Genomic DNA, 24,401 nt, shown 5'->3' on the forward strand with positions numbered 1-24,401 from the left:
AAAAACTAGTTGAACTTATTATAGTTGAATTAGTAGGCTATAGAATACCAATCTAATCAACGCGCTTCTTATTAAATTCAATAACGATATAAGCTCCATACTAAGTTAAGTTTTTGACTTTGAATCCTCAGAAAGGAGAAAGGGAAAGAGTATAAAAAAACCCCCGGAATTTTCCGGGGGTTTATAATTATTTGTATTGGTTTCGATTATTCGTCAAAAACAGCGACATCATCGATTTGGTAAGTAGTTGTAACACCACCATCAGAACCAATGTATTGGAAACCAACAGCAATTGACTGACCGGCGTAAGCTGATAAATCAATATCACCAGAGGCTGTAAAATTGGGAGCATATCCACTTGAAGTACCTGAAGCAATTGTTGCCGAAAGTTCTGTCCAGGTAGCATTTTCAACATTCCCACTAAAGTTAGTTGAAATAAATACTTTTAATGCTTCGCCATTGTTAAAACCATCTTTGGTTGTAAAAGAAAGTTTAGGGTTTGCAGTACCTGTTAAATCAACAGTTGGGGTTACCAACCAAGCTTCTAGTACAGCTTCACCTGAGCTAAATGCTGTTATCTGAGCATATTGGTTATCGTCAAACTCACGAGCTTCATAACGTTCAGAACCTCCTGTGATGTTTACATTTGTCCATTCAGGAAGATTGATGTTTGCACCGTTTCCTGTAGTTCCAATTCCTTCAAAATCTTCAAATAATAACGCACCACCCGGCTCACCAGTATCTTCAAGACATCTGTCCTGATCAAAGTTTACATCATTTGTGCTTCTGATAAACACTTGGAAATCATTATTAAACTTACTCATTACAGCGGTTAATTGTCCATTTCCTTCCGGTATCAATTCATTTTTGAAATCAGCGAAACCACTATTTCTCATAATAATTTCAGCAGTTCTTTCACAGTTTGTGATTGTTCTGTTAACTGAAAAAGTGTTTGTTAAATTGGCATAGGGCTCACCAAGATCGCTGTCAGAAATCTGAACGTTTTCAAAAGCAACCAAGGTATTTAAGTCTGAATCTGATACACCGTTTAATGTTCTGATGTTTGGAACAAGTTCTTCAACCTCATTTGAACGCATTACACGCTCTTCAAACTCAATTATGCTCATTCTACCCACTTCCTCTCCGTCAAGTACACCTAGTGTTGGTAAACCTGCAAATTCACCTGAATAAAGCCCATCAACTCTTACATAAATTTTTCTTCCCGGCTCAAACAAAGTGTACATATCTGTAGATTCGGTTGAAATTGAAATACCGTGTTGTGGGTTTTCAGGGCTGTCTTGAATGACAAGGGTTTTATAAAAGTTACCGGTTTCGTCACTTGAAACAACATAGGCTTCCATATACATTGCATTATCACCGTTTGTGATTAAAACGGGCTCAAAGCCATTGTAAAAACTTTTTACGCTTTCAATATTGGTGTTTACGGTAACATTCGGTTCTTCGGTATTGATTTCAGGTGTGTCAAAATCGTCGTCTTTAACACACGACATTGTAACTAGGCCTGCAAAAAACAAGACACTTAGTAATTTGATATTTTTAATTGTTTTCATGATTGCTTTTTTATTATTCTTTCTTTAATTAAAATCTTACGTATAGATTAAGGTAATATGAGGCACCATATCCGTACCAATATTTAGAGCCAAATACTGGTGTTGAATTGGCTTGATCATCTCTCAGAGTTCTGTAGTTAGCGTTTCTGGCTTGTTCATAACCACCGGTTTTGTATTCCTGATCTAATACATTATTGATTACTGCAAAGAAACCAACAAAATAATCATCGATTTTCCAGGATTTTCCACCAACAACATTTACTAAGAAATAATCGTCAAAACCTTCTTGTTTTAAAAGATCTCGTGCTATACTTTCATCATAGTCATTGAACGGAATACCATCTACATCTGTGTAGAAATTGCTGGTTCTTGTCAACGGACTTACGTCAATATATGCATTTGAAAAGTAGTTTGTTGTTGCACCAACCCACCAGAAGTCAGGGTCTCTGTATTCAAATCCTAATTGATAAGCTCTTTGAGGACCTCCTGCTATACGGTAATTTTCAAGATAAGATTCTCCAAAATCAAGTGATTCTGTAAAATCATCTGAAGTTAAATACAGGTTTGGATTGTTGTTGTAAATATAATCACCAACCGAAGCGGCTGCTTTTAGTTTGATTGTTGAAGTAACCTGTGCTTCCATTCCAAATTCAATTCCCATATGGCTTTTATCTATACCGCTAAGCACTTCCTGAACAAAGGCGTTGTCAGTATTTCTTGAAATACCATAAATACCATCAGCATAATAAAAACTAATTTCAGTAGCATCTTGTATTTGTGTATAAAAACCTGTTAATCTGGCTTTAATAATTGGAGATCTGTATATATAACTAAGGTCAAGGTTTTGAATTGACTCACTTTCAAGACCGATAACCAGGTTGTTGTTTTGTCTTGAATTTGAAAAGCTGTTTCTAATGTTTGGAGCTTTGGTTAAGTAAGCCGCATTTAAGTCAAATAAATGACGTCCTGACAGCTTGTATGTAAGTCCTGCTTTAGCTCCATAGTTTGTGAAATCTGCTTCATCACTTTCTCCAAGGGAGTTGTCAGGAAAGTTACCATTTTGATATAAACCTGTTCTTTGGTATGAGGTTTGAGAAACATTGGCAGCAAGATAAAAATCTACTTTTTTGTATTTAAACTGTGCCTGCGCAAAACCTTCATAGTTTACAGCATCAATGTCAAAATGATATTTAAATTTGTCACCTTCATTTACTACACGATTTGGGTTTAAAAGGTCACTTTGAGCTGCGTCTCCGCTACTGAATGAGTCCACATCAAGGTAACCATTTCCGCCTAAAACATCTAGCATATAAGCAAAGTTTTCAGAGTTTAAGCTTTTAAAATTTACGCCTCCATTGATGGTGATGTTTTCATTCACATCTGAAGTTAAAAGCAAGTTTGCCATTAACTGAGTGTCGTCACTTCTATCGTCATAAAGATAGTACCTGGAAGTTCCTCCATAAAATATATTTCTTTCATACATTTCCTGCCAGTCCATTTGACCATCATTTTGAAATGCAACCAGTTTTCTATATGCGCTTTCATAGTTAGGTCCGGCAGGGTTTGCCAAGTCATAACTTGGAAGGTATTGATAGTAACTAGGATCAGGGTTAGGAGCATTGTCATACCCAATTCGGCTGTTTGACAATTTTCCAAATTGATATCCTATATTAGTGTTAAGTCTGGTTTTATCAGAAATATCCCAGTAGTGGTTTAACATAAATACCGGCTCTTCAATTTCTCTTATTCTAGAGTTTCTAATATCTCCATCCTGTTTTCCCCAGTATGGGTTGTAAGTTGTTCCTTTAATGTCAAGAACCTCTTGAGTATTTGCAGCAGATTTTCCTCTTCTGTTGGGAGTGTAAAAAGCTGTAAAATTTAAACTGTGTTTGTCTGAAAGCTTTTTTTCAACAGAAGCTGCAATTGAGTTTGAATCATAAAGTGTTCCGTCAATAAATCCTTCGTTTCCAAAGCGACGTGAAACCAATACAGTATAGGACCAACCGCTGGCTGTCATCCCTGAGCTGTATGAGCCCATCACTCTTCCTGTATAGGTTCTGTTTGATATTGCATAGGACACTCTACCACCTTTTCTGTATTTAGAAGCACGCATGTTGATATTTGTGCTGCCGGCAAGACCTCCAAAAGTATATTCAGAGGGAGATAATCCCATTGAAAACTCTTGATTTCTCTGAATGTCGTTAAGACCACCCCAGTTTGACCACTGTGGGCGCCCATTGTACATTTTGTTCATTTCCAATCCGTTGATCAGCACTTTCCCATGTTCAGAGTCTAAACCACGAGGTCTGAAGAAAGTAGCACTAAAGTCAAATGCAGCAGCATTCAAGAAAACATCCCTGGAGGCCTGTAAAAGGCCTGAAATGTTATCTGCACCGCCTTCATCTTCGTCTAATTCATCATCAGCTAATGTGATGATACCAATTTGATCTTGAACACTGCTAAAATCAACTTCCATTAGCATGGGGTCAAAATTTAAAGTTTGGCCTGATTGAATCGTAATGGGGAATCGCAATGTGTTATAACCTTCTTTTTCAACAAGTAAAACTTGTTCTCCTAGAGGAAGGTCTGCGTTTGTGATTGAAAAGTTTCCATCAGCATTAGTGGTTGTATTAAAATTACTTTCTTCAATGCTAATTTGAGCTGCCGGAACGGGCTCACCAGAATTCGTGTCAATCACTCTACCCTTTATTGTTGCTTCCTGAGCTTGTGAATAGCTAATAAGTGAAAAGCAAAACAACAAAGTTAAAATGTGTTTTTTCATTCGAAGTTGTTTTTTGTATTGATTAAGAAATTATTATAATTTGAGGCAAAATTACATTATTTAAATGAATTATTTACCTTTGGCGCAAGTTTTGCCCACGGGTTTACAAAACGTTAATATATTCTACAAAATGAAACAAATTAAATTTTTATTCTTATTAGGCTTTATTGTCTTAAACGTCAACGTTTTCAGTCAAAACAAGAAAACATACAAAGTAAATACTGTTGCTTTTTATAATGTTGAAAACTTATTTTCAACAGAAGACGATGAATTTACAGTATATCATGACCGAACACCCAGAGGTGAAGGCTATTATTCAAAGGAAATTTATCAAGCAAAATTAAAAAACCTTGCGAAAGTAATTTCTGAAATTGGAAGAGATGTTACAGGAACTACACCTGCAATTGTTGGGTTTTGTGAAATTGAAAACAGACAAGTTCTTGAAGACCTTGTTAATCAGGAACCTTTACTTTCTAGCGATTATGGCATTGTGCATTTTCATTCTCCCGATAGGAGAGGAATTGATGTAGCTCTTATTTACAAAAAAGCACTTTTTAATCCCACAAACACTCAAAGCCGTGAACTTTTGCTTTATCGAGACAATGACCCTAATCAAAGAATTTATTCGAGAGACCAACTTGTAGTGAGTGGTATTTTAGATGGAGATCAAGTGCATTTTATGGTCAATCACTGGCCCTCTCGAAGTGGAGGTGAAGCAAGAAGCAGACCAAATCGTATCAAAGCTGCTGAACTGAGTAAGAAAATAATAGACTCACTTCATAGCATTGACCCTTACGCAAAAATTATAAATATGGGGGATTTTAATGATGATCCTACTAATGAAAGTATAAGTAAGGTATTAAAAGCAAAAGAAAACAGAGACGATGTAGAGATTATGGAGCTTTATAACCCAATGGAAGATATGTATAAAAGAGGATTAGGTACTCTGGCTTGGAGAGATGGGTGGAATTTGTTTGATCAAACAATCATATCAGCCGGTTTATTAGGTAAAGATTACAGCACTTACCAGTTTTATAAAGCAGGAATTTATAACCCACCTTATCTGGCAAACCCTCGTGGACGCTATAAAGGCTACCCTTATAGAGCTTTTTCTGATGGAGGATTTACAGGAGGTTTTAGTGACCACTTTCCGGTGTATGCTCTTTTGATTAAAGAAGCAAAATAAATACAGTACAGAAATTTACAAATAAAAAAGCTCTTGTAATTTACAAGAGCTTTTTTATTTGTATTAAGAATTCAACCAATGGTCCCAAGGTATTCTACTTAAAATTAATATAAAGGCTATGGTATAGAATATAGCCAACATTTTAAACTTCCCTTTGGAGGTTAATTGTTTTTTGTGTTTAGAATATCCAATTGTTATTAAAACAACAGCAATAATCATAATTAATGGATGCTCAACAGCAAAAAGTCTCATTTCGCTATTTCCCATAATATCAGCCATGTTCATATCATCTCTAGTAAATGAAGCAAAGCCAAGTGTGGGGTGTACAAAATAGAGCAACAGACCCACTAAAACCTGTATGTGTGTCACAATAAGGCCAAAGAGTGAAACTCTAAAATCTTTGGCGCCAAAAGGCTGATTGGAAAAATATTTTACAATAGCATTTAAAGATGCCAATAATAAAATCAATAAAACAAGGTATGCCCAATATCCATGAACAACGTCGAGAATTCTGTCTAAAGCCATTTTTATTTTTATTTAGAATGATTACAAAGTTACTAATTAATTTAAAGAAAAAACCACCTCTTGATAACAAGAAGTGGTTTTTTAAATTATAGCCTTATTAAGTGTTTATATTAGAAGTCGTAACGAACACTGGCATTCCAAGTTCTTCCATTTCCATAATAGTAACCAAAAGAATCTTTTTGATTCAAATAAATATCGTTTGCCAGGTTATAAACATTTCCACGAATAGTGAAGTTGTTTCCGCCAAAGTCAAATTTATAGGTTATCCCTGCATCAAGAAGGGTGTATGGAGATAAACGCTCTGACTGGAATGTTTCTCCCATTTGAGAAGCTTCAATCACGTCTCTTGCATTAACAAAACCATATAGGTTCGAATAGATGTTGTAATCTGCATCTACAGATAGACCGTTCAATATTTCATATTTAAATCCAAAACCAAAAGATGATTGAGGAGCGTTACCTACTTTGGTTCCTTTTAAATCTACAGATCCTTCTTCAAGCAATTCATTGGTTTCAGAGTCTCTTGTTTGATAAGGGGTTCTACCGTCATATTTCCAGTTTCCAATACTACCAATGGTTCTGAACATAAACTTGTTTGAAAGTCGGTATTTTGCTTCAAATTCACCACCAATGTGTACTTGAGTAACATCAGTAAAACGCTGGTATCTGTCTACTTGTTCAACTGGGTTTGTTGAGTCTGGATCTCCGGGAATAAATCCACCGGATACAAAACGGTTACCCCAAGTTGTGTGGTAAAGGTTTACATCGATACTTAAATTACCTCCTTTATATCTATACCCTGCTTCAACTCCTGTGATTTCTTCATTATCAACTTCATTATCACCTTCAAGGATGTAGTTAGAGTTTCTAACATCATCAAAAATATTATCAAGATAGGGTTGTCTTGAATATTGACCAGCATTTGCAAAAATGGTGCTGCTTTCAGTAAATGAATAGCCTAAACCACCTTTTACATTGTACCCAAATTTGTTAACTTTTTCAGATTTACCTAGACCGTTTACACCTTCAATTTCAGTTCCTTCAGCACGCCCTTCTCTTTGGTAGCTTTGAGTAGATACAGCTCCTTGAACAAAAGCAGAAAAATTATCTGTTTTGTATTCTACTTGTCCGAAACCTCCAATATAATTGATGTTTTCAGAATAGTCATAGGCAAAACGCTGGTCTTCATCAGCAAAACTGAATAAAGAAGCCCATGGGTTAGCTTCAAAAGTTTCAGTTAGCTGGTAGTCACTAGGTCTTTGATCGCCATAACCAAAATTATCTGCATAGGCATTCAAACCTAAAAAGTCATTCATTTGTCGGAAGTGGGTCCCTTTGTAAAGTCGTGTGTCAGCTCCAACATTCATTGACCAGTTGTCTGTGGGGTTAAACTCTAAATTTGTTAAAAAGCCATACCAGTTGTGGTTGTTAACAGACATTCTTCTCATAGCTGCACTTCCAAAGGTTCCAATGCCATCAGGGTTGTTGGCAATGTTATTGGCAACAAGAGCATCAAAGTCAATTTCGTTGTTGCTTTCATTTCTAAACGGATTGATGTTTCCAGAACTTCCAATAGGACCTGTTCCTCCACCACGTCCCCAAGATGCGTAAAGCACTGAAGACAGGTTAGTGTTTTCACTGATATTCCAGTCCCAGTTTAGGTTTGCAATTGGTTTGTGGTAGTAGTTTCTTCTAAAAGTATAACGTTCACCGTCTAAGAAACCTGAATTGTTGTTGTGTCTTAAACCATACTGCTCATAATCATCAAGACCTACAGAAAAGTTTTGGTCGTGCCATTGCGGGGCACCTGTGATTAAAAAGTTTAAGGAGTGTTCATCATTTGGCACAAATCCAATCCCTATAAAATAGTTTTGTCCTTGTCCTGCAGTACCATTGGCCCATTTTTTGTGCCCTTGCCAGTGATCAAGTAAGAAAGAAAAGGCCCATTTACCCTGAAGGCCCGTGTCATAACTGAAAGAACCTTTCATATAACTGTCATTACCTGTCATAAGTCTAACAAAACCACCTTGAGTTCTACCTGCAGCTTTTGAAATGATGTTTACAGTTCCACCAACAGATGATATGGCAAGCTTTGAAGAACCTAAACCTCTTTGTACTTGAACTGCATTTGCAACGTCTGACATTCCAGACCAGTTTGACCAGTACATTCTACCATCTTCCATTCCGTTAATAGGTTGACCATTTAAAAGGAAGGCGGTGTTTGTTTGGTCAAAACCACGTAAAAACATTTGTGAGTCACCAAAACCACCTGCTTGGTTAGAAACATATACACTGGGGGTGTTTTTCATTACTTCGGGAAACTCAACATTACCCACGGCTTTTGACTGAATTTCAGCTGCTGTAATTGAAGATACTGCAATGGGAGTTGCTCTGTCAGCCGCGAGGTCAATAATACCTCTACCAACAATAACAACTTCATCTAGTGCATCAGCATCAGATGCTAGAGTGATAGTACCTAGATTTGCTGTACCATTACTTAAGCTAAATAGTTTTGTGGTTTTTAAAAAACCTAAATAAGAAATTTCAATCACTCCTGAATTTGAACTCACATTCAATGTGAAATTTCCATCAAAATCAGCAATTGCACCATTAGTGGTGCCTTTTTCAACAATGTTTGCACCTGCTAAAGGCTCATCAATGTCTCCGGCCATTACTGTACCGGTCACGACTCCTTGAGAAAATCCCAATGAGCTCACGATTAGAAATAAAAATAGTAGTTGTTTTTTCATAATGAAATTTGTTAGTTAAAAATTATTGCAAATAAAAGCATAATGGTGAAAATGTACCTTACCGAAATGTTAAGAATACTTCATGCTTTTCCATTACGCTTGTTAAAGATATGGTTAAATATAATGTGCTGATATAAAGAGGTATAAAGGTTTTCAACAGATTTATGAACATAAATAAGTTGTTTTTTAACATAAATGATAAGATAAATGCAGAATTTAAATTAAAACTAAATTGATTTTTTGGGAATGGAATCTATTTCAATTTTAAGGTCTTTGATGAATTTGAAGTAAGCATCCTTATGCTCTTCTTTGATTGGTTCAGCTGCCGGGAGTTTAATTGCATAGGGGTCTACTTGTTTTCCATGGTACCAAAATCTATAGCAAACGTGTGGTCCGGTAGCTAGCCCGGTACTTCCAACATAACCAATGATCTCTCCTTGTTTTACACGTTGCCCTGCTTTTACTGCTCTTTTGGACATGTGTAGATACTGAGTTGAGTAGGTATTGTTGTGTTTAACTTTCACGTAGTTACCATTTGCAGAAGTGTAAGCAGAGCGTTCAACTACACCGTTTGCGGTTGCCATAATAGGGGTTCCGTGAGGCGCAGCATAATCTGTTCCTAAGTGTGCTTTCCATCTTTTTTGGACAGGGTGAAAGCGTCGTTTAGTAAATCTGGAAGAGATTCTGGAATAGTTTAACGGGGCTCTTAAAAAGAAACTTCTAAGCGTATTTGCTTTTTCGTCATAATAGTCTGCCAATCCACTAATGCTGTCTGTGAGGTATTTGAATCCATAGTAGGGGCGTTCATTGTGATTGAGTAAAGTGGCTTCAACACTTTCTATTCCGGCATAAACAGTGTCATTAATATAATTTTCGTTGTAAATTATTTTAAAATTATCACCTTTTTGGAGTTTAAAGAAATCAACTGTCCATTGGTAAACACTTGAGAGTTCGTGAACCAGGGCCTGACTCAATCCTTCGTCAGACATTGCTTGAGATAAAGATGAAGTTATTACTCCTGAAGCCGTTTTTCTTTTGGTAGTAATTGGTAATTTTTCATTATATGTAATGATACTGTCACTGAGTTTGATTACGGTATAATCAATGCGTGTGGGTTGATAAATAAACACTTCGGCTTTGCTAAGTGAATCTTTTGATTTAAGTATTGTATAAGGCCTGCCAGCTCTTAAAAGTGCTACATCAATAGTATCTTTAACAGTATTTACAATTGCATACACCTGAGCGGGTGAAACTCCGTGGCGATCCATAATAAATCCGAATGTTTCCCCTTTTTTGATGGTGTCTTTCACAACATTGTAATCATTTAATATAAAACCAAATTCTTCGTAAATTTTTGGTTCTTCAATTTCTTTGATTTCAACATCATCAATAGTGTCGTTTTTACAGTTTATAAATAAAAGTGAGACTAAAAACAGGTAGGCAATTTTTTTCAATTTGGTTAAATTTAAAGGTTTGTTCCCCAGGTTTCAATTTCTTCACTGCTCCACAAACTTGGGAAAAAAATTCTCTTTTGGTATTTGGGATGCATGTATTTTGTCCAGTCACTTCCTCCGGTTGCTTCAACTTTCTTTTCTGGGTCCCCGCCAGATAAGTAATAGTTTGCAGCATCATAATGAGCCATAACCCAAGTGATATTTACGGTATAATCATAATGACGCATCGCTTTAATGAGCTTAGAGTCTTTTTGAACTTCTTCGGGGAGGGATTTAAATTTGGAGTATAGGTTTATTTTGTTATACTCTTCAGTAAAGGCTACAAATTCTACTTTATATTTTTCTTCAAATGCTTTGAGTAATTGAGACTTTTTTCCGGTTTTGTAATCTTTTCCGGCAGCTTGCCAGTATAAATGATCTAAAGCATGGATATAAGGTGTGTTTCGGTCAATGGTTTTTCTGAAACGATTGTCTATTAAATTAATCAATTCTGTAGATGCAAATTCAATTTTTCTGTATTGTGCACTCTGAAATCCGCTGGCAGGAGTAAGCGTCGTTCTAAACTTCATATACTGTTCAGCCTCCATGCCTTCTCTCATTATATTGAATGATGAGGTAAGCATGTCAAAATACCGACTGATTCGCATTAACTTTGAGGAGAAAAAATCGGCAGACAGACGTTCATTATAAGCTACTTGCTCAATTTCCCATAAGATCATTTTAAATAGTAACTCGTTTATCTGGTGGTACATAATGAACACCATTTCATCGGGAAGTGTAGTGCGTTGTATTTGAAGATTTAAAAGGGCGTCTGTTTGAATGTAATCCCAATAGGTTATTGGTTTTCCGTGAAGTAGACCTTCCAAATGAACATTTAAATCTTGACCTATCCGGGAAAATTTATCTTCTAATTGTTCAATTAGTTCATTTGTTTTGGGAGACTGATTCATCTATTAATTTGCTAAAATTTTAAACCAATGTTTTAAGCCTTTATATTCGTCTAGTTCTGCTACTATTGAACCTACGGCAAGGTCAGCAACAATTTTTAAAGGAATTTTATTGTTGTCATCTGAAATCCAAACGGTTAAACTCTCTTTTTCTTTAAAAACACGACCTGATTCAACGTAGGGTCTAAAGACCAAAGTTTGAATTTTGCCAAATTTAGTTTTTATTACTTCTCTTCGCAAAAATTTTAACCTAAACTTGAAACTTTCATCCCCATAAAACATATTCACATCGGTATATTCACCCGGTTTAATATTTTGGGTGTTCACATTGTTTCTTAAATAATAAAATGTTGAAAGCATATCCTGAACTCCATCAGGAAATGAGAAAGTGTTTTTGGTGTTCTTTTTTCTGTCGTGCACCAGCGCCAGGTTGTTTTTATGATCAAAGTCGACCACGATGTCCCGAGTATGTCCCCCTTCATTAATATCTCTTACAAACCTGTATGGAATGTCTTTTTTCTTATCCATATAAGTTTCATAAAAATCTTCAACTTTAAAAAAGATTCTTGACAAACCGGTATTTTTACCATATCCTTTTACATGGTAAACTTCCTGGCCGTTTAAAATGGCATTGTCAACTTTGAGGGTTGCATAGCCGGCACTTAAAAAACCAGAATAGGAAACTTTGAATTTAAACCATTCGCCATCTTGAAAAGCTTTATTTTGAGCACTTAGGTTAATAGAAATAAGAAACAATGTTATTTTAAACAGTAATTTCATAGGGCAGTTTTTAGTGTTTAAATGTCCAATGCAATTGTTATTCCAAACTAAAATAACATTGTTCCTTTTGTGATTTATTTATAAAGTGCCTCTTAGTGCTTGCTCTCTTTCGATAGATTCAAAAAGTGCTTTGAAATTTCCGGCTCCAAACCCTTTTGCACCCATTCGCTGAATGATTTCAAAAAATAAGGTCGGTCTGTCTTCGACCGGTTTTGTAAAAATTTGCAGAAGATAGCCTTCCTCATCAGCATCTACTAAAATGGAAAGCTTTTGCAACTCACTAATGTCTTCTTTCATAAATTCCATGTGTGAGCCCAATCTTCTTGGTATGTCATCATAATAAGCTTGCGGTGGTGGTGGTAAAAACTCAACACCCCGCGCTCTCAATTGCGCCACTGTTTTGATAATATCGTCTGTGGCTACTGCTATATGCTGTACACCTGCACCTTCATAGAAGTCAATATACTCTTCGATTTGAGATTTTTTGGCAGCTTTTGCGGGTTCGTTTATTGGGAATTTAATTCTTCCGTTTCCGTTGCTCATTACCTTGCTCATCAATGCTGAGTATTCGGTATGTATTTGTTTGTCGTCAAATGACAGAAAATTCACAAATCCCATTACATCTTCATACCATTTTACCCATTGGTTCATTTCGCCCCAACCAACATTTCCTACCATATGGTCAATGAACTTTAAGCCAACAGGTTCAGGATTGTAATCAGATTTCCATTCAACATAACCTGGTAAAAAGACACCGTTGTAGTTTTTTCGCTCCACAAAGATGTGAACTGTTTCTCCATAAGTATAAATACCTGAGCGCACCACTTCACCGTGCTCATCTTTTTCTATTGTGGGTTGCATAAATGGTTTTGCACCTCGCTTGGTGGTTTCTTCAAAGGCTGAAGTTGCATCTTCTACCCAGAGGGCGATTACTTTAACGCCATCTCCATGTTTTGCTAAATGGTTATTGATGGGAGAATCGCTGGATAATGGAGTTGAAAGAACCAATCTGATTTTATCTTGTTTTAACACATAGGAAGCACGCTCTCTGTTTCCGGTTTCCAGACCTGAATAGGCAAAGGATTGAAATCCGAAAGCTGTTTTATAGTAATGTGCTGATTGTTTCGCATTGCCCACATAAAATTCCACATAATCTGTTCCCAGTAAGGGTAAAAAATCTTGTGCTCCTTCAAATATCTTTTCGAGACCGTAGTCTACTGATTTTATTTCTTTACTCATGGTTTGTATTGTTTTATTTTAAGTTTTTTATTTTTCCAACCAGGATTGGTAATAGGTTTCGTCTGCAATTTTCATGGCTTCATCGGTAAGCATCAAAGGTTTAAAGGTGTCAACCATTACAGCGAGTTCTTTAGTTTCTTTTTTACCGATACTTCCTTCATAAGTTCCCGGATGTGGGCCGTGTGGTATTCCTGCAGGGTGCAATGAAATATTACCCGGTTTTACTCCTGTTCTGCTCATAAAATCACCATCAACATAATACAAGACCTCATCGCTGTCTATATTGCTGTGATTGTATGGGGCCGGAATTGATTGAGGGTGGTAATCATAGAGTCTTGGAACAAAAGAGCAAACCACAAAAGCGTCGGTTTCAAATGTTTGATGCACCGGTGGTGGTTGATGGATACGCCCTGTTATCGGTTCAAAATCGTGAATGGAAAAGGCATATGGAAAATTATAACCATCATAACCCACCACATCAAAAGGGTGTGTAGCATAGACCATCTCAAATAGCTCGTCTCTTTTTTTAACCTTAATTAAAAATGCTCCTTTTTCGTCATAATTTTCAAGCTCTTCCGGCTTCCTGAGGTCTCTTTCACAGAAAGGAGAATGTTCCAGTAATTGACCAAACCAGTTTCTGTATCTTTTGGGTGTGTAAATGGGTCTTCTGGACTCCACTATAAACAAACGGTTATCGTCTGTGTCAAAATCTATTTTGTAGATTATTCCACGCGGAATTAAAAGATAATCGCCGTATTTGAAGTCCAGGTTTCCTAAAAAGGTTCGAAGTTTTCCTGAGCCTTTATGCACAAAAAACAGCTCGTCTGCATCTGTATTTTTATAAAAATAATCTTGTGTTTTATTTTGTGGGGCCGCCAGGGTGATATGACAATCGCTGTTTGTCATAACAATTTTTCGGCTTTCCAGATAATCCATTTCAGGTTTGACATCAAATCCAAACAATTTATAGGACTGCAAGTTGTTTGGATTGACAATTTTAGGAGCAGCGCTGTATTGTTTTTTTATTTCTTTTACCTGGGTAGGCCGGTGAATGTGATACATGTTTGAATACATTCCGTCAAAACCGATAGTTCCAAACAGTTGTTCGTAATAAAGCTCACCGTTGGGTTTTCTGAATTGAGTATGTCTTTTTGGAGGTATTTTTCCTAATTTATGATAGAACGGCATAAAGAGTTGTTTTGCTAACAAATATCGGAAAAAAATAATAGAATTTTATTAAGATTTCACTAAAACCAAAAGCCCAAACTTACATACCAGTTGCTTTGTTTTATTTCGGTAGAGTAGGAATAAAAAACTTCAATGGGACCTATAAAACTTTCTGACGCAAGACCAAGAGCATAGCCTCTGTGGGGGATACTGTCTATCCAGGCTGTTGATTCAAAAAGTTTATCACCAACATTAGCAATATTTGCTACCGCAGATACGTATGTTTTTTTATAAAACTGATAATCCATTCGCAAAGTAGATTTTAGAAACGTATCACCTCTGAAGCTGAATGCATCATAACCATACATGTGGATAAAATTATTGACAGGTTGAAAACCATACCCTCCTACAAAAAAGTCAAGTGTGCTGGTGCCTTCTCCTCCAATCTTAAAACCACCTTCTGAAGTTAAGCTCAATGATAAATTTGAAAAGGGACTGAATGTATATCCAATGGTGGCTTTTGCTATTGAAAATTGATCAAAAGAGGAGTCATTTAAGCCGGTTGCAAATGCATAAAAATTAAAGTTACCATCAAATAAAATCCCTTTTTTTGGAAAATATTTATTGTCTCTTGAATCAAGTACTAAGTACCCATAAGCACTGTAATAATTTGTGTCTTCAAAAATTCCGTTATTATTTTGATTGGTATTTTGAAGTGTATTTGACTTAAAAAGTAAATATTTATGTTCTGCACCTAAACCCAAAGAAAAAATTTGTTGGAACAAGGTTTGAACATAAAACTGATTGGTGAAGTCTTCATGTCTTACTTCAATATTTGCTACAGAATTTATCCCGTCAACAATTTCAGGTGGAAACAACTCAAAAGGCACATTTTTTTTAAAATTATTATACCTTGATCTCACACCCACACTCCAGTAAAAGCCTTTGTCAATGTAATAGTTAAAGTTATACCTAATATTGTCTCCCAAAATCAAATCTAATGATGCAATATCATTTTTCTGCAACAAACGTTTTTGGGTAATATTAATCAGAGCTGCACTTTTGTATAAATCATCATAGTGAATACCAAGCCTTAATAGTGTGCGTGACTTGGTTTCAGATAGTTGTAACTCTAGTATGTTTTCTTCATCCTGGTTTTCTTTCAAAAAATAATTAATCTGATTGAAATTTCCGGTGGCGGTCAGGTTATTAATTCCTTCACTAAATTTTTGATAAGTAGTGTTTATGGGTGTTTTTAGCTTCAATTTACCTAAAATATAAGCACGGGTGTAGTTTTTATTCCCGGAAATATCTACATCATCAATTTTTAGGCTATCTGATTTCGGTTTTTTTACAATTTTTCTTTCAGTTGATATCTGTCTGGCTGCAAGCGCCTTCAGTTCTTCACTATAAAGTTTTGCTTCTTTTCTTCCCGCCTCAATGATTTCATTTCCTTTATCAAATGAAATTACAGAAAAATTTTTGATATCAGGGTGGATATAGATATCTGTTAATTTACTTTTTGTTTTCATGTCTTTGATGGTTCTGTAGTTGTTTATTTGAACCAACACGTCAATAGCTGATTTTAAACCTTCGCGCGTAAGTAAACTGTCTTGAACATCAATACCAATAATGACATCAGCGCCCATTTTTTTAACTTCTTGTATAGGGTAATTATTGGTAACACCACCGTCAATCAATAATTGCCCATTGATTTCTAAGGGACTGAATAAGGATGGCAACGCGCCACTTGCTGACATAGCTTGTGGTAAATAACCTTTATTAAGCATAACAGAGGCGCCTGTTTCAACGTTAGTGGCTATACAGAAAAAAGGAGTTGGGAGCATTGAAAAATCATCTACATCACTAACGTGCTCAGTGAGTTTTGAAAGTAAATTGAAAAGGTTTTGCCCTTTTGAAAGTGAAGTGGGAAATGAAATTTTAAACCCATCAAAAGGTAAAGAAATGGCATACTTTTCTGAGTCGTTTTTTTCATAAAAAGTTTTAGCTGCTCTTGGAAGGTTGTCTTGAATCAACTCGTCAAAATCAATAACTTTAAAAATCGAATCCAGCTCTTTTGCTGTATAGCCGGCGGCATACAAACCTCCAATAATTGCTCCCATACTTGTGCCGCCAATATAATCTATCCGAACCCCTGCTTTTTCTATTTCTTCAAGTACACCAATATGAGCAAGACCTTTGGCGCCACCACCACTCAATACTAGCCCCACTTTCACATCTTCCTGTTGCTGAGCAGAAGAAAAAGTTAGAGAAAATACTAATAAAATAAGTGTTAGAACACGTTTCATTTTAATGATTTATAATGGGCTATTACTTTTTGAGCCCTTTTGTTACCTATTATTTCAGCTAGTTCTTTATAAGAAGCTCCGGCTATTCGTTTGGCACTTTTAAAATGTTTCAAAAGATCAATGATTGTTTTCTCTCCGATTCCGGGGATGGATTCCATTTCGGTTTTTAACGCTTCATTGCTTCTTTTATTTCGGTGGAATGTGATTCCAAACCGGTGAGCCTCATTCCGTAACTGCTGAATGATTTTCAGGGTTTCCGATTTTTTATCTAAATATAAAGGAATTGAATCGTTCGGAAAAAACAATTCTTCCAGTCTTTTTGCAATTCCTACGATAGCAATTTTTCCGCGTAAGCCCAATTTCTCAAGGCTTTTTAATGCTGAATTTAACTGTCCCTTCCCTCCATCTATGATGATTAGTTGTGGTAATGGTTGCTTCTCTTCCAGCAATCTTTTATAACGTCTGTAAACCACTTCTTCCATAGACGCAAAATCATCGGGTCCTGTTACAGTTTTTATGTTATATTTTCTATAATCTTTCTTACTGGGTTTTCCATTTTTGAAAACTACACAAGCCGCCACGGGATTGCTGCCTTGTATATTTGAATTGTCAAAACACTCAATATGTCGGGGTTCCTCAGACAGTCTTAAGTCTTTTTTCATTTGAGCCATAATGCGATTTTCATGGCGGTTGGGATCGGTTATCTTAATTTGTTTAAACCGTTCCATCCGGTAATATTTCGCATTGCGTACAGATAATTCTAAAATACTTTTTTTATCACCCAATTGGGGGACATGAACTTTGATATTTTCTCCCATCTCCACTTCAAAAGGTACATAAATTTCTTTGGATTGAGATTGAAAACGCTGTCTTATTTCAATGATAGCAAGTTCGAGTAATTCTTTATCGGTTTCATCTAGTTTTTTCTTGATTTCCAAAGTGTGTGACCTGATGATACTACCAAATGAAATTTGTAAAAAGTTGACATATCCATAACTTTCGTCAGACACAATAGAGAACACATCTACATTATTGATTTTTGGGTTGACGATGGTTGATTTAGACTGATAATTTTCAAGGATTTCAATTTTTTCTTTGAGTCGTTGGGCGTCTTCAAAGTGCAAATTTTCAGCATATCGTTTCATTTGTTTTCTAAAACGTTGCAATGAGTCTTTGAAATTTCCTTTTACAATCTGCCTTATGGCTTCGATGTTTTCGTGATAGTCTTTTTCACTTTGCTTATTTTCACAGGGAGCCAGGCAATTACCAATGTGATACTCCAGGCAAACCTTATATTTCCCGGCATTGATTTTATCCTGTGAAAGATCATAGTTGCAGGTTCTTAAAGGATACAAGCCTTTGATTAAATCAAGGAGTGTTTGCACGGTTTTCATACTTGTGTAAGGACCAAAATATTCTGAGCCGTCTTTAATCATTCTTCGGGTAGGGAAAACTCTTGGAAAGCGTTCATTTTTAATGCAAATCCAAGGGTAGGATTTGTCGTCTTTCAACAACACATTGTACCGGGGTTGGTATTTTTTGATGAAGTTGTTTTCAAGTAACAAGGCGTCAGTCTCAGAATCTACCACGATGTGTTTGATTTCATTGATTTTTTTCACCAGCAGACGAGTGCGGGCATTGTCGTGGTTTTTATTGAAATAAGAGCTTACCCGTTTTTTTAAGTTTTTGGCTTTACCTACATACAGGATTTTCCCGTTCTTATCATAATATTGATACACCCCGGGGCTGTTGGGAAGAGTTGAAATCTGAATTTCTAAAGCCGTTTTTTCCATCAGTGTAAAGGTAGAAAATAGATGTTAGACGTGAGATATTAGATATGAGATTTTCAGAAAATCAAAATGTTACCACACAATTAAAATTTTTGTATTTTGTCCATGCCAATTGGAATTTGGGATTTTTATTTTGGAATTTTTAAAGAATGGCATCACACAACGAATTAGGCAACATTGGGGAAGAGTTAGCAGCTCAACATCTGCTTGCAAAAGGCTATACAATTTTAGATCGCAATTTCAGATATGACCACGCTGAGGTGGATATCATTGCTCAAAAAGATGATTTTATAATTTGTGTAGAAGTCAAAACAAGAAACTCAGACTTTTTTGGCGACCCTCAGAGTTTTGTTACTCCAGGAAAAATCAAACAAATCGTGAAAGCGATGAATGCATACCTGGAAGCAAATGATATTGAACTCGAAACCCGCTTTGACATCATCGCTGTTTTAAAAAATAAAACCACCGAACTGATTACGCATTATGAGGATGCGTTTTATCATTTTTAATCAGTTCCATTGCTTTATAAAGCAAAATAATTTCAAGCAATATCAAAGGAATCATCAAAATATACCCTAGCCATGCCAGAAAAACTGAAAAAAATAAAAGGGCTGTAATGATTTCAACAATACCGGTCACTAAAGCCGTATTGCCCAGTTGATCTTTGAGTTTTAGTATGCCAATTCCAAACAAAATCCCAATAGCTCCAAAACTCATCGACATGCCGCTCATAAAATATTCCACGGGAATGATTTCTATAAAAATGGAAGTAATGTCGTAGATATAAATGAGTGCTGAAAACACAATCAGCACCAATGACGAAAATTTCAATAAAGTGTTTTGTAGTTCAACTCCCAGTACCCAAAATCCTTTTATAAAAAATTCTACAGAGATTAGTATAAAAACTTTTAATAGGATATAAATAGATGCAGGGTAGGGAATTTCAGTTTCAGTCATCCTTGACCAGTCTGCATAAAATTCCGGGAAACCGAGTAAAAAGTAAAGACCCCCAAATACACAAGCAATGGTTAATGTTTTGATTGTGTAATTGACTTTTTCGGGAGCTATCAAAAGCTGATTTATATTCAACATTGACTGAGAGGGTTGGTTCATGGCTTCAAAATCATAATCCAGCGCTGCAAGAATGGCTTTTATAGTATAGGGTCTTGGCGAAACCTCACCGGCTTCTATGCGCTGAATCGTGCGCACATTGATGTTGCATTTTTCCACCAGGTCTTCCTGGGTGAGTCCTTTCTTTTTTCGTAAATCAAGGATTTTTTGTCCTAATTCGGGCTGTTTCATCATTTTGCGTAATTGATTGATACCACAATACTACAAATGTACACCTCAAACTGCAATTATTAAGAAAGTATTTCACCCGACATTCACCCGACATTGCACGGCAAAAGCTTTGATGTAGCGGTAAACTCTAATTATTAAAGATTCAAATTTACCCCAAAACACTCTTCTGTTTGTTATAAAAAGCGTCCGCCTGAAGTTGCAGTAATTCCCGTGCTTTTTTGCGTTTGTATTCATAGAGTTCCTGCTCTTCGGCGATGTCTGCATACACGCGGTTATTGACTTCGGTATCGGTTTGCAGCACGGCTTTGCGCTGATGCATTTGCTGGGCGACCCAGGTTTGCAGGGCGTTTTCTTCTTCCTCGAGTTTCAGGTCATAAGCGCCTTTTGGTGAAAGCAATTTGGCAATGATGGGCGCGGTTTCAATGGCTAAAAACAAGAGCATGATAAAAAGCGATGGTAACAACGGCAGGCTGTTGAGCGCATCCACCCGTGCCATCAGTCCGTCAAAACCATCGATGACGGGCTGACTTTCTGAAACTTTGGTGTTGTATTCCTCACTCAAAAGCAGGATTTGGTTTTCGGCCTGTTCGATTTTTTCAGTGTTGGCCGCTTTCAATTCCTGCAGGGCGGCAAGTTCAGCGTCGTGTTTTTCACGCTTTTCTTTATATACGGGACCTTTCCCTAATTTTTGGGTACCTGCGGTACCTTCGGCTTCTGAAATGTAGGTATTGTAAAGGGCGTTTACTTCGGTTTCTTTGATAGCAATTTCATTTTTTAAAGTAGCAATTTCCGCGTCAAGCGCAGTGACTTTTGGCGTGAATTGGGTGGCAATTTGCTCCTGGTTTGCAAGGGTTAAATCATTTTTTCGCTCCAGCAACACCTGATTGATTTCCTTTTCAAATATTTTCAATTCCATAGGTTTGGCAATGACAATGGCAATGATCACGGCAAGCAAGATACGCGGGGAAGCCTGCAGGAGTTCGCTTTTAAAGTTGTCTTTCTTCTTTATGGTCGAAACGATAAAACGGTCGAGGTTAAAAATAAGCAAGCCCCAAACCAGCCCAAAGGCAATGGCGGATATGTAATTGTCAAAAACAGTGTAAAGCGCATAGGAAGCAGCGATAAAAGCCATCACGGCAGTAAAGAAGACAGTGGCGCCTATACCGGCATATTTGATTTGTTCACCGGGAGAACAGGAGTTGAGAATGTTTGTATCTGCCCCGGAGCAGAAAATAAAAAAGCGTTTTAGCATACTGATGATTTTTGATTGATGAACTACTAAAACGCTCTTTTATAGGGAAATGTTGTCTTAACAGGTGATTTTAATCTCAAAAGGGTTATCAGATTTCTCTTGAATTGTTTACAGATCAGCAACCTAATAAATTTACTTTGGGGTATTGGCTAATATCTATATTTAAATCAGTTGTTTTTTTTGCCATTTCAAGTACTCTTTCATAATTGTATTGGTGTGGGCCAATAAAGAAAACCGCACCACTTTTATGTAAGGCTTTGATGTATTCTATGGGGTCATTCAAAGGTGCCGGTGGTGGTGGTGCCGGCAGGGGAGGCAATGGTGGATTTTTTCCAACTTTTGGCGCATCAGGCGCATCAGGCGCAGGTGGTGCTGGCGGAGGTGGAAGGAAATTTGGAAAGGGTTCCCCATTTTCTTTTTGCATTGGCGTCATCTTGTTATAAATAACCGTCATTCTGTCAATTTCAGCACTAATTATCCTCATATTATCCTTGGACATACTGTTATACTTTTTTGCCAATTTATTGTATTCTTCAACTTCGGCTTTGGTAGCTTTATCTTGTTGAAATTCTGTTTGTGTTTGCTCAGTAAGAACTTCTTTTTGAATCACCTCTCTGGTACTGAAACCATACAATAAAATAGCCAGTATAGGTACTAATAAAAGGCTTCGCAGCCAGATGACTTGTGTGGATGTTTGTTTTTTCATAACTGTAAATCGTTTTTTGATGAATGAATAATTGATGGAGTTTGCCAAGCTTGGCGTGGTGGCATGTGATGAGAATGCCAGTAAAATATTTTGATAGGCAGCCGTGTCTGTCCCCCGGTTTAAAACGGCGCGGTCTGCTAAGAATTCGTGGTTGAGCTTGATGCTCCTTTTTATAAAATACAGCAACGGGTTGAACCAAAATACAATCTGTAAAAGTTCGACAAGCAGGATATCGATGCTGTGTTTTTGTTTGGCATGAACGTGCTCGTGTGCAATCACTTCTTCAGGGATTTCCTTTGCTTCAAATTTTTGTTTGTTGAGGAAAACATAGTTTAAAAACGTATGAGGGACTACTGGGGTTTTTAATAATATATGATTGATGGAATCGCGTGTGAACTTTGGATTGTTCTTGATTTTTGAAATCAGCTGGTTGAGGTTTTTTCCAAATTTTATACTGAAAAACACCACTCCCAAAGCATAAAAACCCCATAAAACAAAAGGCCAAAGATTAACAGAAGCCTCTGGCACAGCCATAGGAAGGGAATTATTGACAAATACAGGAGCTGAACTTACGGGCACCTCCACATAACTTGTAAAGGTGACCAAAGGAATCAAAAAAGCCGCCGGCAAAGAACCCAGCAAATAAAACCGTTTGAATACGTGCATGCTTTCGTTTTCCAAAACGAGTTTATAAAAACCATACAAAACGGTCAGTATCACAGCTGATTTTACTAAATACATTTCCATTATTTTTTCTTTTTAATTTCTGAATCTATTATCATTCTGAGTTCCTCAAGTTCTTTCTTACTGAGGTTGGTTTCTTGCGTAAAAAAGGAAGCAAACTGTGCCGTGTCGTCGTTAAAGAAGCTTTTGATCATTCCGTTGACCTGTTTTGAAAAATAGTCTTTCTTTTTAATCAACGGAAAATATTCACGTGAGCGGCCTTCCTGTACATAATCCACAAAACCCTTGTCCTGCATTCGTTTTAAAAGTGTGGCCACGGTGGTGCTGGCAGGTTTGGGCTCGGGGGAAGCGTCAATAAGGTCTTTCATAAAAGCGCGTTTTTGTTTCCACAAAAGCTGCATAAGTTGTTCTTCGGCTTTGGATAATTGCATGGGTACATAATTTATTACTCTACAAATGTAGAATAAATATTTGATTCTACAAACATAGAAGTAAATATTTTTCAATGCAACCCCCTCTCAGGGTTTTAAACCCTGATGAGAGGGTTGATAAAATCATTACATTTGCCAAAAATTATTTTATATGCTCACCGAACAACAACTCATGGAAAGAAGCGGCTCAAGCTGCGAAATCTGTAACGCCACTGAAAACCTCAAAAGTTATAACCTGCCCAATTCACCAGGCGATATAGCCGAAACCAATGTATTGCTTTGTGAAACCTGTTTAAGCCAAATAGAAAACCCCGAAACCATAGACCCTAACCACTGGCGGAGCTTAAACGACAGTATGTGGAGTACTGTGCCGGCAGTACAAGTGTTTTCATGGCGCATGCTAAACCGTCTCAAAGCCGAAGGCTGGCCGCAGGATTTACTCGATATGATGTATCTCGATGAAGAAACCCTGGCCTGGGCAAAAGCAGATGGAGACGATCTTGCTTCAGGGGATAAAATTATTCACAGGGATAGCAATGGCGCTGTTCTGGAAGCCGGAGACACGGTGGTTTTAATCAAAGATCTGGATGTAAAAGGCTCTTCTTTAACAGCTAAACGGGGTACAGCTGTAAGACGCATTTCTTTAGTGTACGACAATGCTGAACAAATTGAAGGCAAAGTGGAAGGACAACAGATTGTGATACTGACTAAGTTTGTGAAGAAGGTGTGAGTTAAAGATGTAAGACTACAAGACTTATGACATAAGATAAAAAAACCTGTCTTGTTTGGTTACAGAGGTATTTATTAAAACAATAAGAGCGAACGTATTAGTGTTTACCCCCCCCCTGATATGTCTTTTTCTTAGGAGTATAGTCTGTAAAATAGTCAAAATTCACTTCAAATTGACTAACTAACTTTTGCACCAGAGAAAAAGAAAGGGTAGTGGTTGAACCATTTTCTATCTTACTTAATGTGGCTTGGGAAATATCTAAAGTAAAAGCCAATTCTTCTTGAGTAATATTATTCTCTTCACGTAATGATTTTATTTTAAAACCTAAATTGCTCATAGATATTTACACTAGAGTGCAATGTATTAATAATCAATATTTTAAAAAAGGGTGTTTTTCCTGTATTTTAAAGAGGGTTTTTCCTATATTATTAGGAAAAGATGCATTTTATTCCAATTAGAATAGGCTAATCGAGTTTAAATAGAGAATTTTAATTCAATAATTAACCTTAAAACCTATTTAATCATGAAAAAAGCACTTAAAATTTTATCTTTATTATTAGTAACATTCGCAATGTTTTCAATGAAAAGCAGCAATTTATCAAAATCACAAGAAAATAAAGGACCGTTTTGGGGGACATCTTGTGGGGAAGTTTGGTGTATGCCAAACGGTCAATGTTATCAGACATGTTGTTATTATGTATTTTGGATAAATACTGGATGTGAAATTGTTGGAGCAGGGAATCAGCAACAATAGAAAATTTACTACTGCTATTTACTAGCAGTAGTATTCCTTCTT

20 protein-coding genes are annotated in these 24,401 nt (G+C 36.6%); 4 read left to right on the forward strand and 16 right to left on the reverse strand.

Going from position 1 to position 24,401, the window contains the following annotated elements; all coding sequences use genetic code 11:
* Positions 1–206: 206 nt before the first annotated feature.
* Positions 207–1,571, reverse strand: a complete 1,365-nt coding sequence (locus IEV69_RS09745) for a DUF5689 domain-containing protein (RefSeq protein WP_188441932.1) — start codon at positions 1,569–1,571, stop codon at positions 207–209.
* Between the two features lie 28 nt (positions 1,572–1,599).
* A complete protein-coding gene (locus IEV69_RS09750; protein WP_188441934.1) occupies positions 1,600–4,353 on the reverse strand; it encodes a TonB-dependent receptor in 2,754 nt (917 codons plus the stop codon).
* 130 nt (positions 4,354–4,483) lie between these two features.
* Here IEV69_RS09750 and IEV69_RS09755 point away from each other — a divergent pair, with 130 nt between their 5' ends.
* Positions 4,484–5,539, forward strand: coding sequence for an endonuclease/exonuclease/phosphatase family protein (locus IEV69_RS09755; RefSeq protein WP_188441936.1), 1,056 nt, complete (start codon positions 4,484–4,486; stop codon positions 5,537–5,539).
* A gap of 63 nt (positions 5,540–5,602) precedes the next feature.
* Here IEV69_RS09755 and IEV69_RS09760 read toward each other — a convergent pair whose 3' ends face one another.
* The 9 genes from IEV69_RS09760 to uvrC form a co-directional block, all read right to left on the reverse strand.
* Positions 5,603–6,064 (reverse strand): hypothetical protein, encoded by a 462-nt coding sequence (locus IEV69_RS09760; RefSeq protein WP_188441938.1) that lies wholly within the window; start codon positions 6,062–6,064, stop codon positions 5,603–5,605.
* Between the two features lie 110 nt (positions 6,065–6,174).
* Positions 6,175–8,814, reverse strand: a complete 2,640-nt coding sequence (locus tag IEV69_RS09765) for a TonB-dependent receptor (RefSeq protein ID WP_188441940.1) — start codon at positions 8,812–8,814, stop codon at positions 6,175–6,177.
* A gap of 227 nt (positions 8,815–9,041) precedes the next feature.
* Entirely contained in the window at positions 9,042–10,268 is a 1,227-nt protein-coding gene (locus IEV69_RS09770) for a peptidoglycan DD-metalloendopeptidase family protein (RefSeq protein ID WP_188441942.1), read from the reverse strand.
* Positions 10,269–10,279: 11 nt separating this feature from the next.
* Positions 10,280–11,218, reverse strand: coding sequence for a tryptophan 2,3-dioxygenase family protein (locus IEV69_RS09775; protein ID WP_188441944.1), 939 nt, complete (start codon positions 11,216–11,218; stop codon positions 10,280–10,282).
* Positions 11,219–11,221: 3 nt separating this feature from the next.
* On the reverse strand, positions 11,222–11,995 hold the full coding sequence (locus tag IEV69_RS09780; protein WP_188441946.1) for a DUF3108 domain-containing protein: 774 nt from the start codon (positions 11,993–11,995) through the stop codon (positions 11,222–11,224).
* 78 nt (positions 11,996–12,073) lie between these two features.
* Positions 12,074–13,234, reverse strand: coding sequence for a 4-hydroxyphenylpyruvate dioxygenase (gene hppD, locus IEV69_RS09785; protein WP_188441948.1), 1,161 nt, complete (start codon positions 13,232–13,234; stop codon positions 12,074–12,076).
* 27 nt (positions 13,235–13,261) lie between these two features.
* Positions 13,262–14,422, reverse strand: a complete 1,161-nt coding sequence (locus IEV69_RS09790; protein ID WP_188441950.1) for a homogentisate 1,2-dioxygenase — start codon at positions 14,420–14,422, stop codon at positions 13,262–13,264.
* Between the two features lie 59 nt (positions 14,423–14,481).
* Positions 14,482–16,710, reverse strand: coding sequence for a patatin-like phospholipase family protein (locus IEV69_RS09795; protein WP_188441952.1), 2,229 nt, complete (start codon positions 16,708–16,710; stop codon positions 14,482–14,484).
* Positions 16,707–18,503, reverse strand: a complete 1,797-nt coding sequence (gene uvrC / locus IEV69_RS09800) for an excinuclease ABC subunit UvrC (protein ID WP_188441954.1) — start codon at positions 18,501–18,503, stop codon at positions 16,707–16,709. Before uvrC ends, IEV69_RS09795 begins: the two co-directional genes overlap by 4 nt.
* 146 nt (positions 18,504–18,649) lie before the next feature.
* Here uvrC and IEV69_RS09805 point away from each other — a divergent pair, with 146 nt between their 5' ends.
* On the forward strand, positions 18,650–19,009 hold the full coding sequence (locus IEV69_RS09805) for a YraN family protein (protein WP_188441956.1): 360 nt from the start codon (positions 18,650–18,652) through the stop codon (positions 19,007–19,009).
* On the opposite strand, the gene IEV69_RS09810 is transcribed toward IEV69_RS09805, so the two are convergent.
* The 4 genes from IEV69_RS09810 to IEV69_RS09825 form a co-directional block, all read right to left on the reverse strand.
* Entirely contained in the window at positions 18,975–19,805 is an 831-nt protein-coding gene (locus tag IEV69_RS09810) for a helix-turn-helix domain-containing protein (protein ID WP_188441959.1), read from the reverse strand. The genes IEV69_RS09805 and IEV69_RS09810 overlap by 35 nt on opposite strands.
* Positions 19,806–19,950: 145 nt before the next feature.
* A complete protein-coding gene (locus IEV69_RS09815) occupies positions 19,951–21,054 on the reverse strand; it encodes a DUF4407 domain-containing protein (protein ID WP_188441961.1) in 1,104 nt (367 codons plus the stop codon).
* A 115-nt stretch (positions 21,055–21,169) separates the two neighbouring features.
* Positions 21,170–22,507, reverse strand: a complete 1,338-nt coding sequence (locus tag IEV69_RS09820) for a M56 family metallopeptidase (RefSeq protein WP_229741420.1) — start codon at positions 22,505–22,507, stop codon at positions 21,170–21,172.
* Positions 22,507–22,875 (reverse strand): BlaI/MecI/CopY family transcriptional regulator, encoded by a 369-nt coding sequence (locus tag IEV69_RS09825; RefSeq protein WP_188441965.1) that lies wholly within the window; start codon positions 22,873–22,875, stop codon positions 22,507–22,509. Before IEV69_RS09825 ends, IEV69_RS09820 begins: the two co-directional genes overlap by 1 nt.
* 151 nt (positions 22,876–23,026) lie before the next feature.
* Here IEV69_RS09825 and IEV69_RS09830 point away from each other — a divergent pair, with 151 nt between their 5' ends.
* The gene (locus tag IEV69_RS09830; RefSeq protein ID WP_188441967.1) at positions 23,027–23,605 is read left to right on the forward strand and encodes a PhnA domain-containing protein; all 579 of its coding nucleotides are present in this window, start codon (positions 23,027–23,029) and stop codon (positions 23,603–23,605) included.
* A gap of 97 nt (positions 23,606–23,702) precedes the next feature.
* On the opposite strand, the gene IEV69_RS09835 is transcribed toward IEV69_RS09830, so the two are convergent.
* Positions 23,703–23,942: a helix-turn-helix domain-containing protein gene (locus tag IEV69_RS09835; RefSeq protein ID WP_188441969.1), complete on the reverse strand. Its 240-nt coding sequence runs from the start codon at positions 23,940–23,942 to the stop codon at positions 23,703–23,705.
* A gap of 186 nt (positions 23,943–24,128) precedes the next feature.
* Between IEV69_RS09835 and IEV69_RS09840 the strand changes: the two genes are divergently transcribed.
* Positions 24,129–24,359: a hypothetical protein gene (locus IEV69_RS09840; RefSeq protein ID WP_188441971.1), complete on the forward strand. Its 231-nt coding sequence runs from the start codon at positions 24,129–24,131 to the stop codon at positions 24,357–24,359.
* Positions 24,360–24,401 lie beyond the last annotated feature (42 nt).

Source organism: Planktosalinus lacus, from assembly GCF_014640155.1.
Lineage (GTDB): Bacteria > Bacteroidota > Bacteroidia > Flavobacteriales > Flavobacteriaceae > Planktosalinus > Planktosalinus lacus.

Bases quoted from the DNA above. Each gene is read 5' to 3' on its own strand.
- IEV69_RS09745 (WP_188441932.1), bottom strand. From the start codon at position 1,571: ATGAAAACAATTAAAAATATCAAATTACTAAGTGTCTTGTTTTTTGCA.
- IEV69_RS09760 (WP_188441938.1), bottom strand. From the start codon at position 6,064: ATGGCTTTAGACAGAATTCTCGACGTTGTTCATGGATATTGGGCATAC.
- uvrC (WP_188441954.1), bottom strand. From the start codon at position 18,503: ATGGAAAAAACGGCTTTAGAAATTCAGATTTCAACTCTTCCCAACAGC.
- IEV69_RS09830 (WP_188441967.1), top strand. From the start codon at position 23,027: ATGCTCACCGAACAACAACTCATGGAAAGAAGCGGCTCAAGCTGCGAA.
- IEV69_RS09755 (WP_188441936.1), top strand. From the start codon at position 4,484: ATGAAACAAATTAAATTTTTATTCTTATTAGGCTTTATTGTCTTAAAC.
- IEV69_RS09820 (WP_229741420.1), bottom strand. From the start codon at position 22,507: ATGGAAATGTATTTAGTAAAATCAGCTGTGATACTGACCGTTTTGTAT.
- IEV69_RS09790 (WP_188441950.1), bottom strand. From the start codon at position 14,422: ATGCCGTTCTATCATAAATTAGGAAAAATACCTCCAAAAAGACATACT.
- IEV69_RS09775 (WP_188441944.1), bottom strand. From the start codon at position 11,218: ATGAATCAGTCTCCCAAAACAAATGAACTAATTGAACAATTAGAAGAT.
- IEV69_RS09805 (WP_188441956.1), top strand. From the start codon at position 18,650: ATGGCATCACACAACGAATTAGGCAACATTGGGGAAGAGTTAGCAGCT.
- IEV69_RS09780 (WP_188441946.1), bottom strand. From the start codon at position 11,995: ATGAAATTACTGTTTAAAATAACATTGTTTCTTATTTCTATTAACCTA.
- hppD (WP_188441948.1), bottom strand. From the start codon at position 13,234: ATGAGTAAAGAAATAAAATCAGTAGACTACGGTCTCGAAAAGATATTT.
- IEV69_RS09750 (WP_188441934.1), bottom strand. From the start codon at position 4,353: ATGAAAAAACACATTTTAACTTTGTTGTTTTGCTTTTCACTTATTAGC.
- IEV69_RS09810 (WP_188441959.1), bottom strand. From the start codon at position 19,805: ATGATGAAACAGCCCGAATTAGGACAAAAAATCCTTGATTTACGAAAA.
- IEV69_RS09840 (WP_188441971.1), top strand. From the start codon at position 24,129: ATGAAAAAAGCACTTAAAATTTTATCTTTATTATTAGTAACATTCGCA.
- IEV69_RS09765 (WP_188441940.1), bottom strand. From the start codon at position 8,814: ATGAAAAAACAACTACTATTTTTATTTCTAATCGTGAGCTCATTGGGA.
- IEV69_RS09795 (WP_188441952.1), bottom strand. From the start codon at position 16,710: ATGAAACGTGTTCTAACACTTATTTTATTAGTATTTTCTCTAACTTTT.
- IEV69_RS09815 (WP_188441961.1), bottom strand. From the start codon at position 21,054: ATGCTAAAACGCTTTTTTATTTTCTGCTCCGGGGCAGATACAAACATT.
- IEV69_RS09835 (WP_188441969.1), bottom strand. From the start codon at position 23,942: ATGAGCAATTTAGGTTTTAAAATAAAATCATTACGTGAAGAGAATAAT.
- IEV69_RS09825 (WP_188441965.1), bottom strand. From the start codon at position 22,875: ATGCAATTATCCAAAGCCGAAGAACAACTTATGCAGCTTTTGTGGAAA.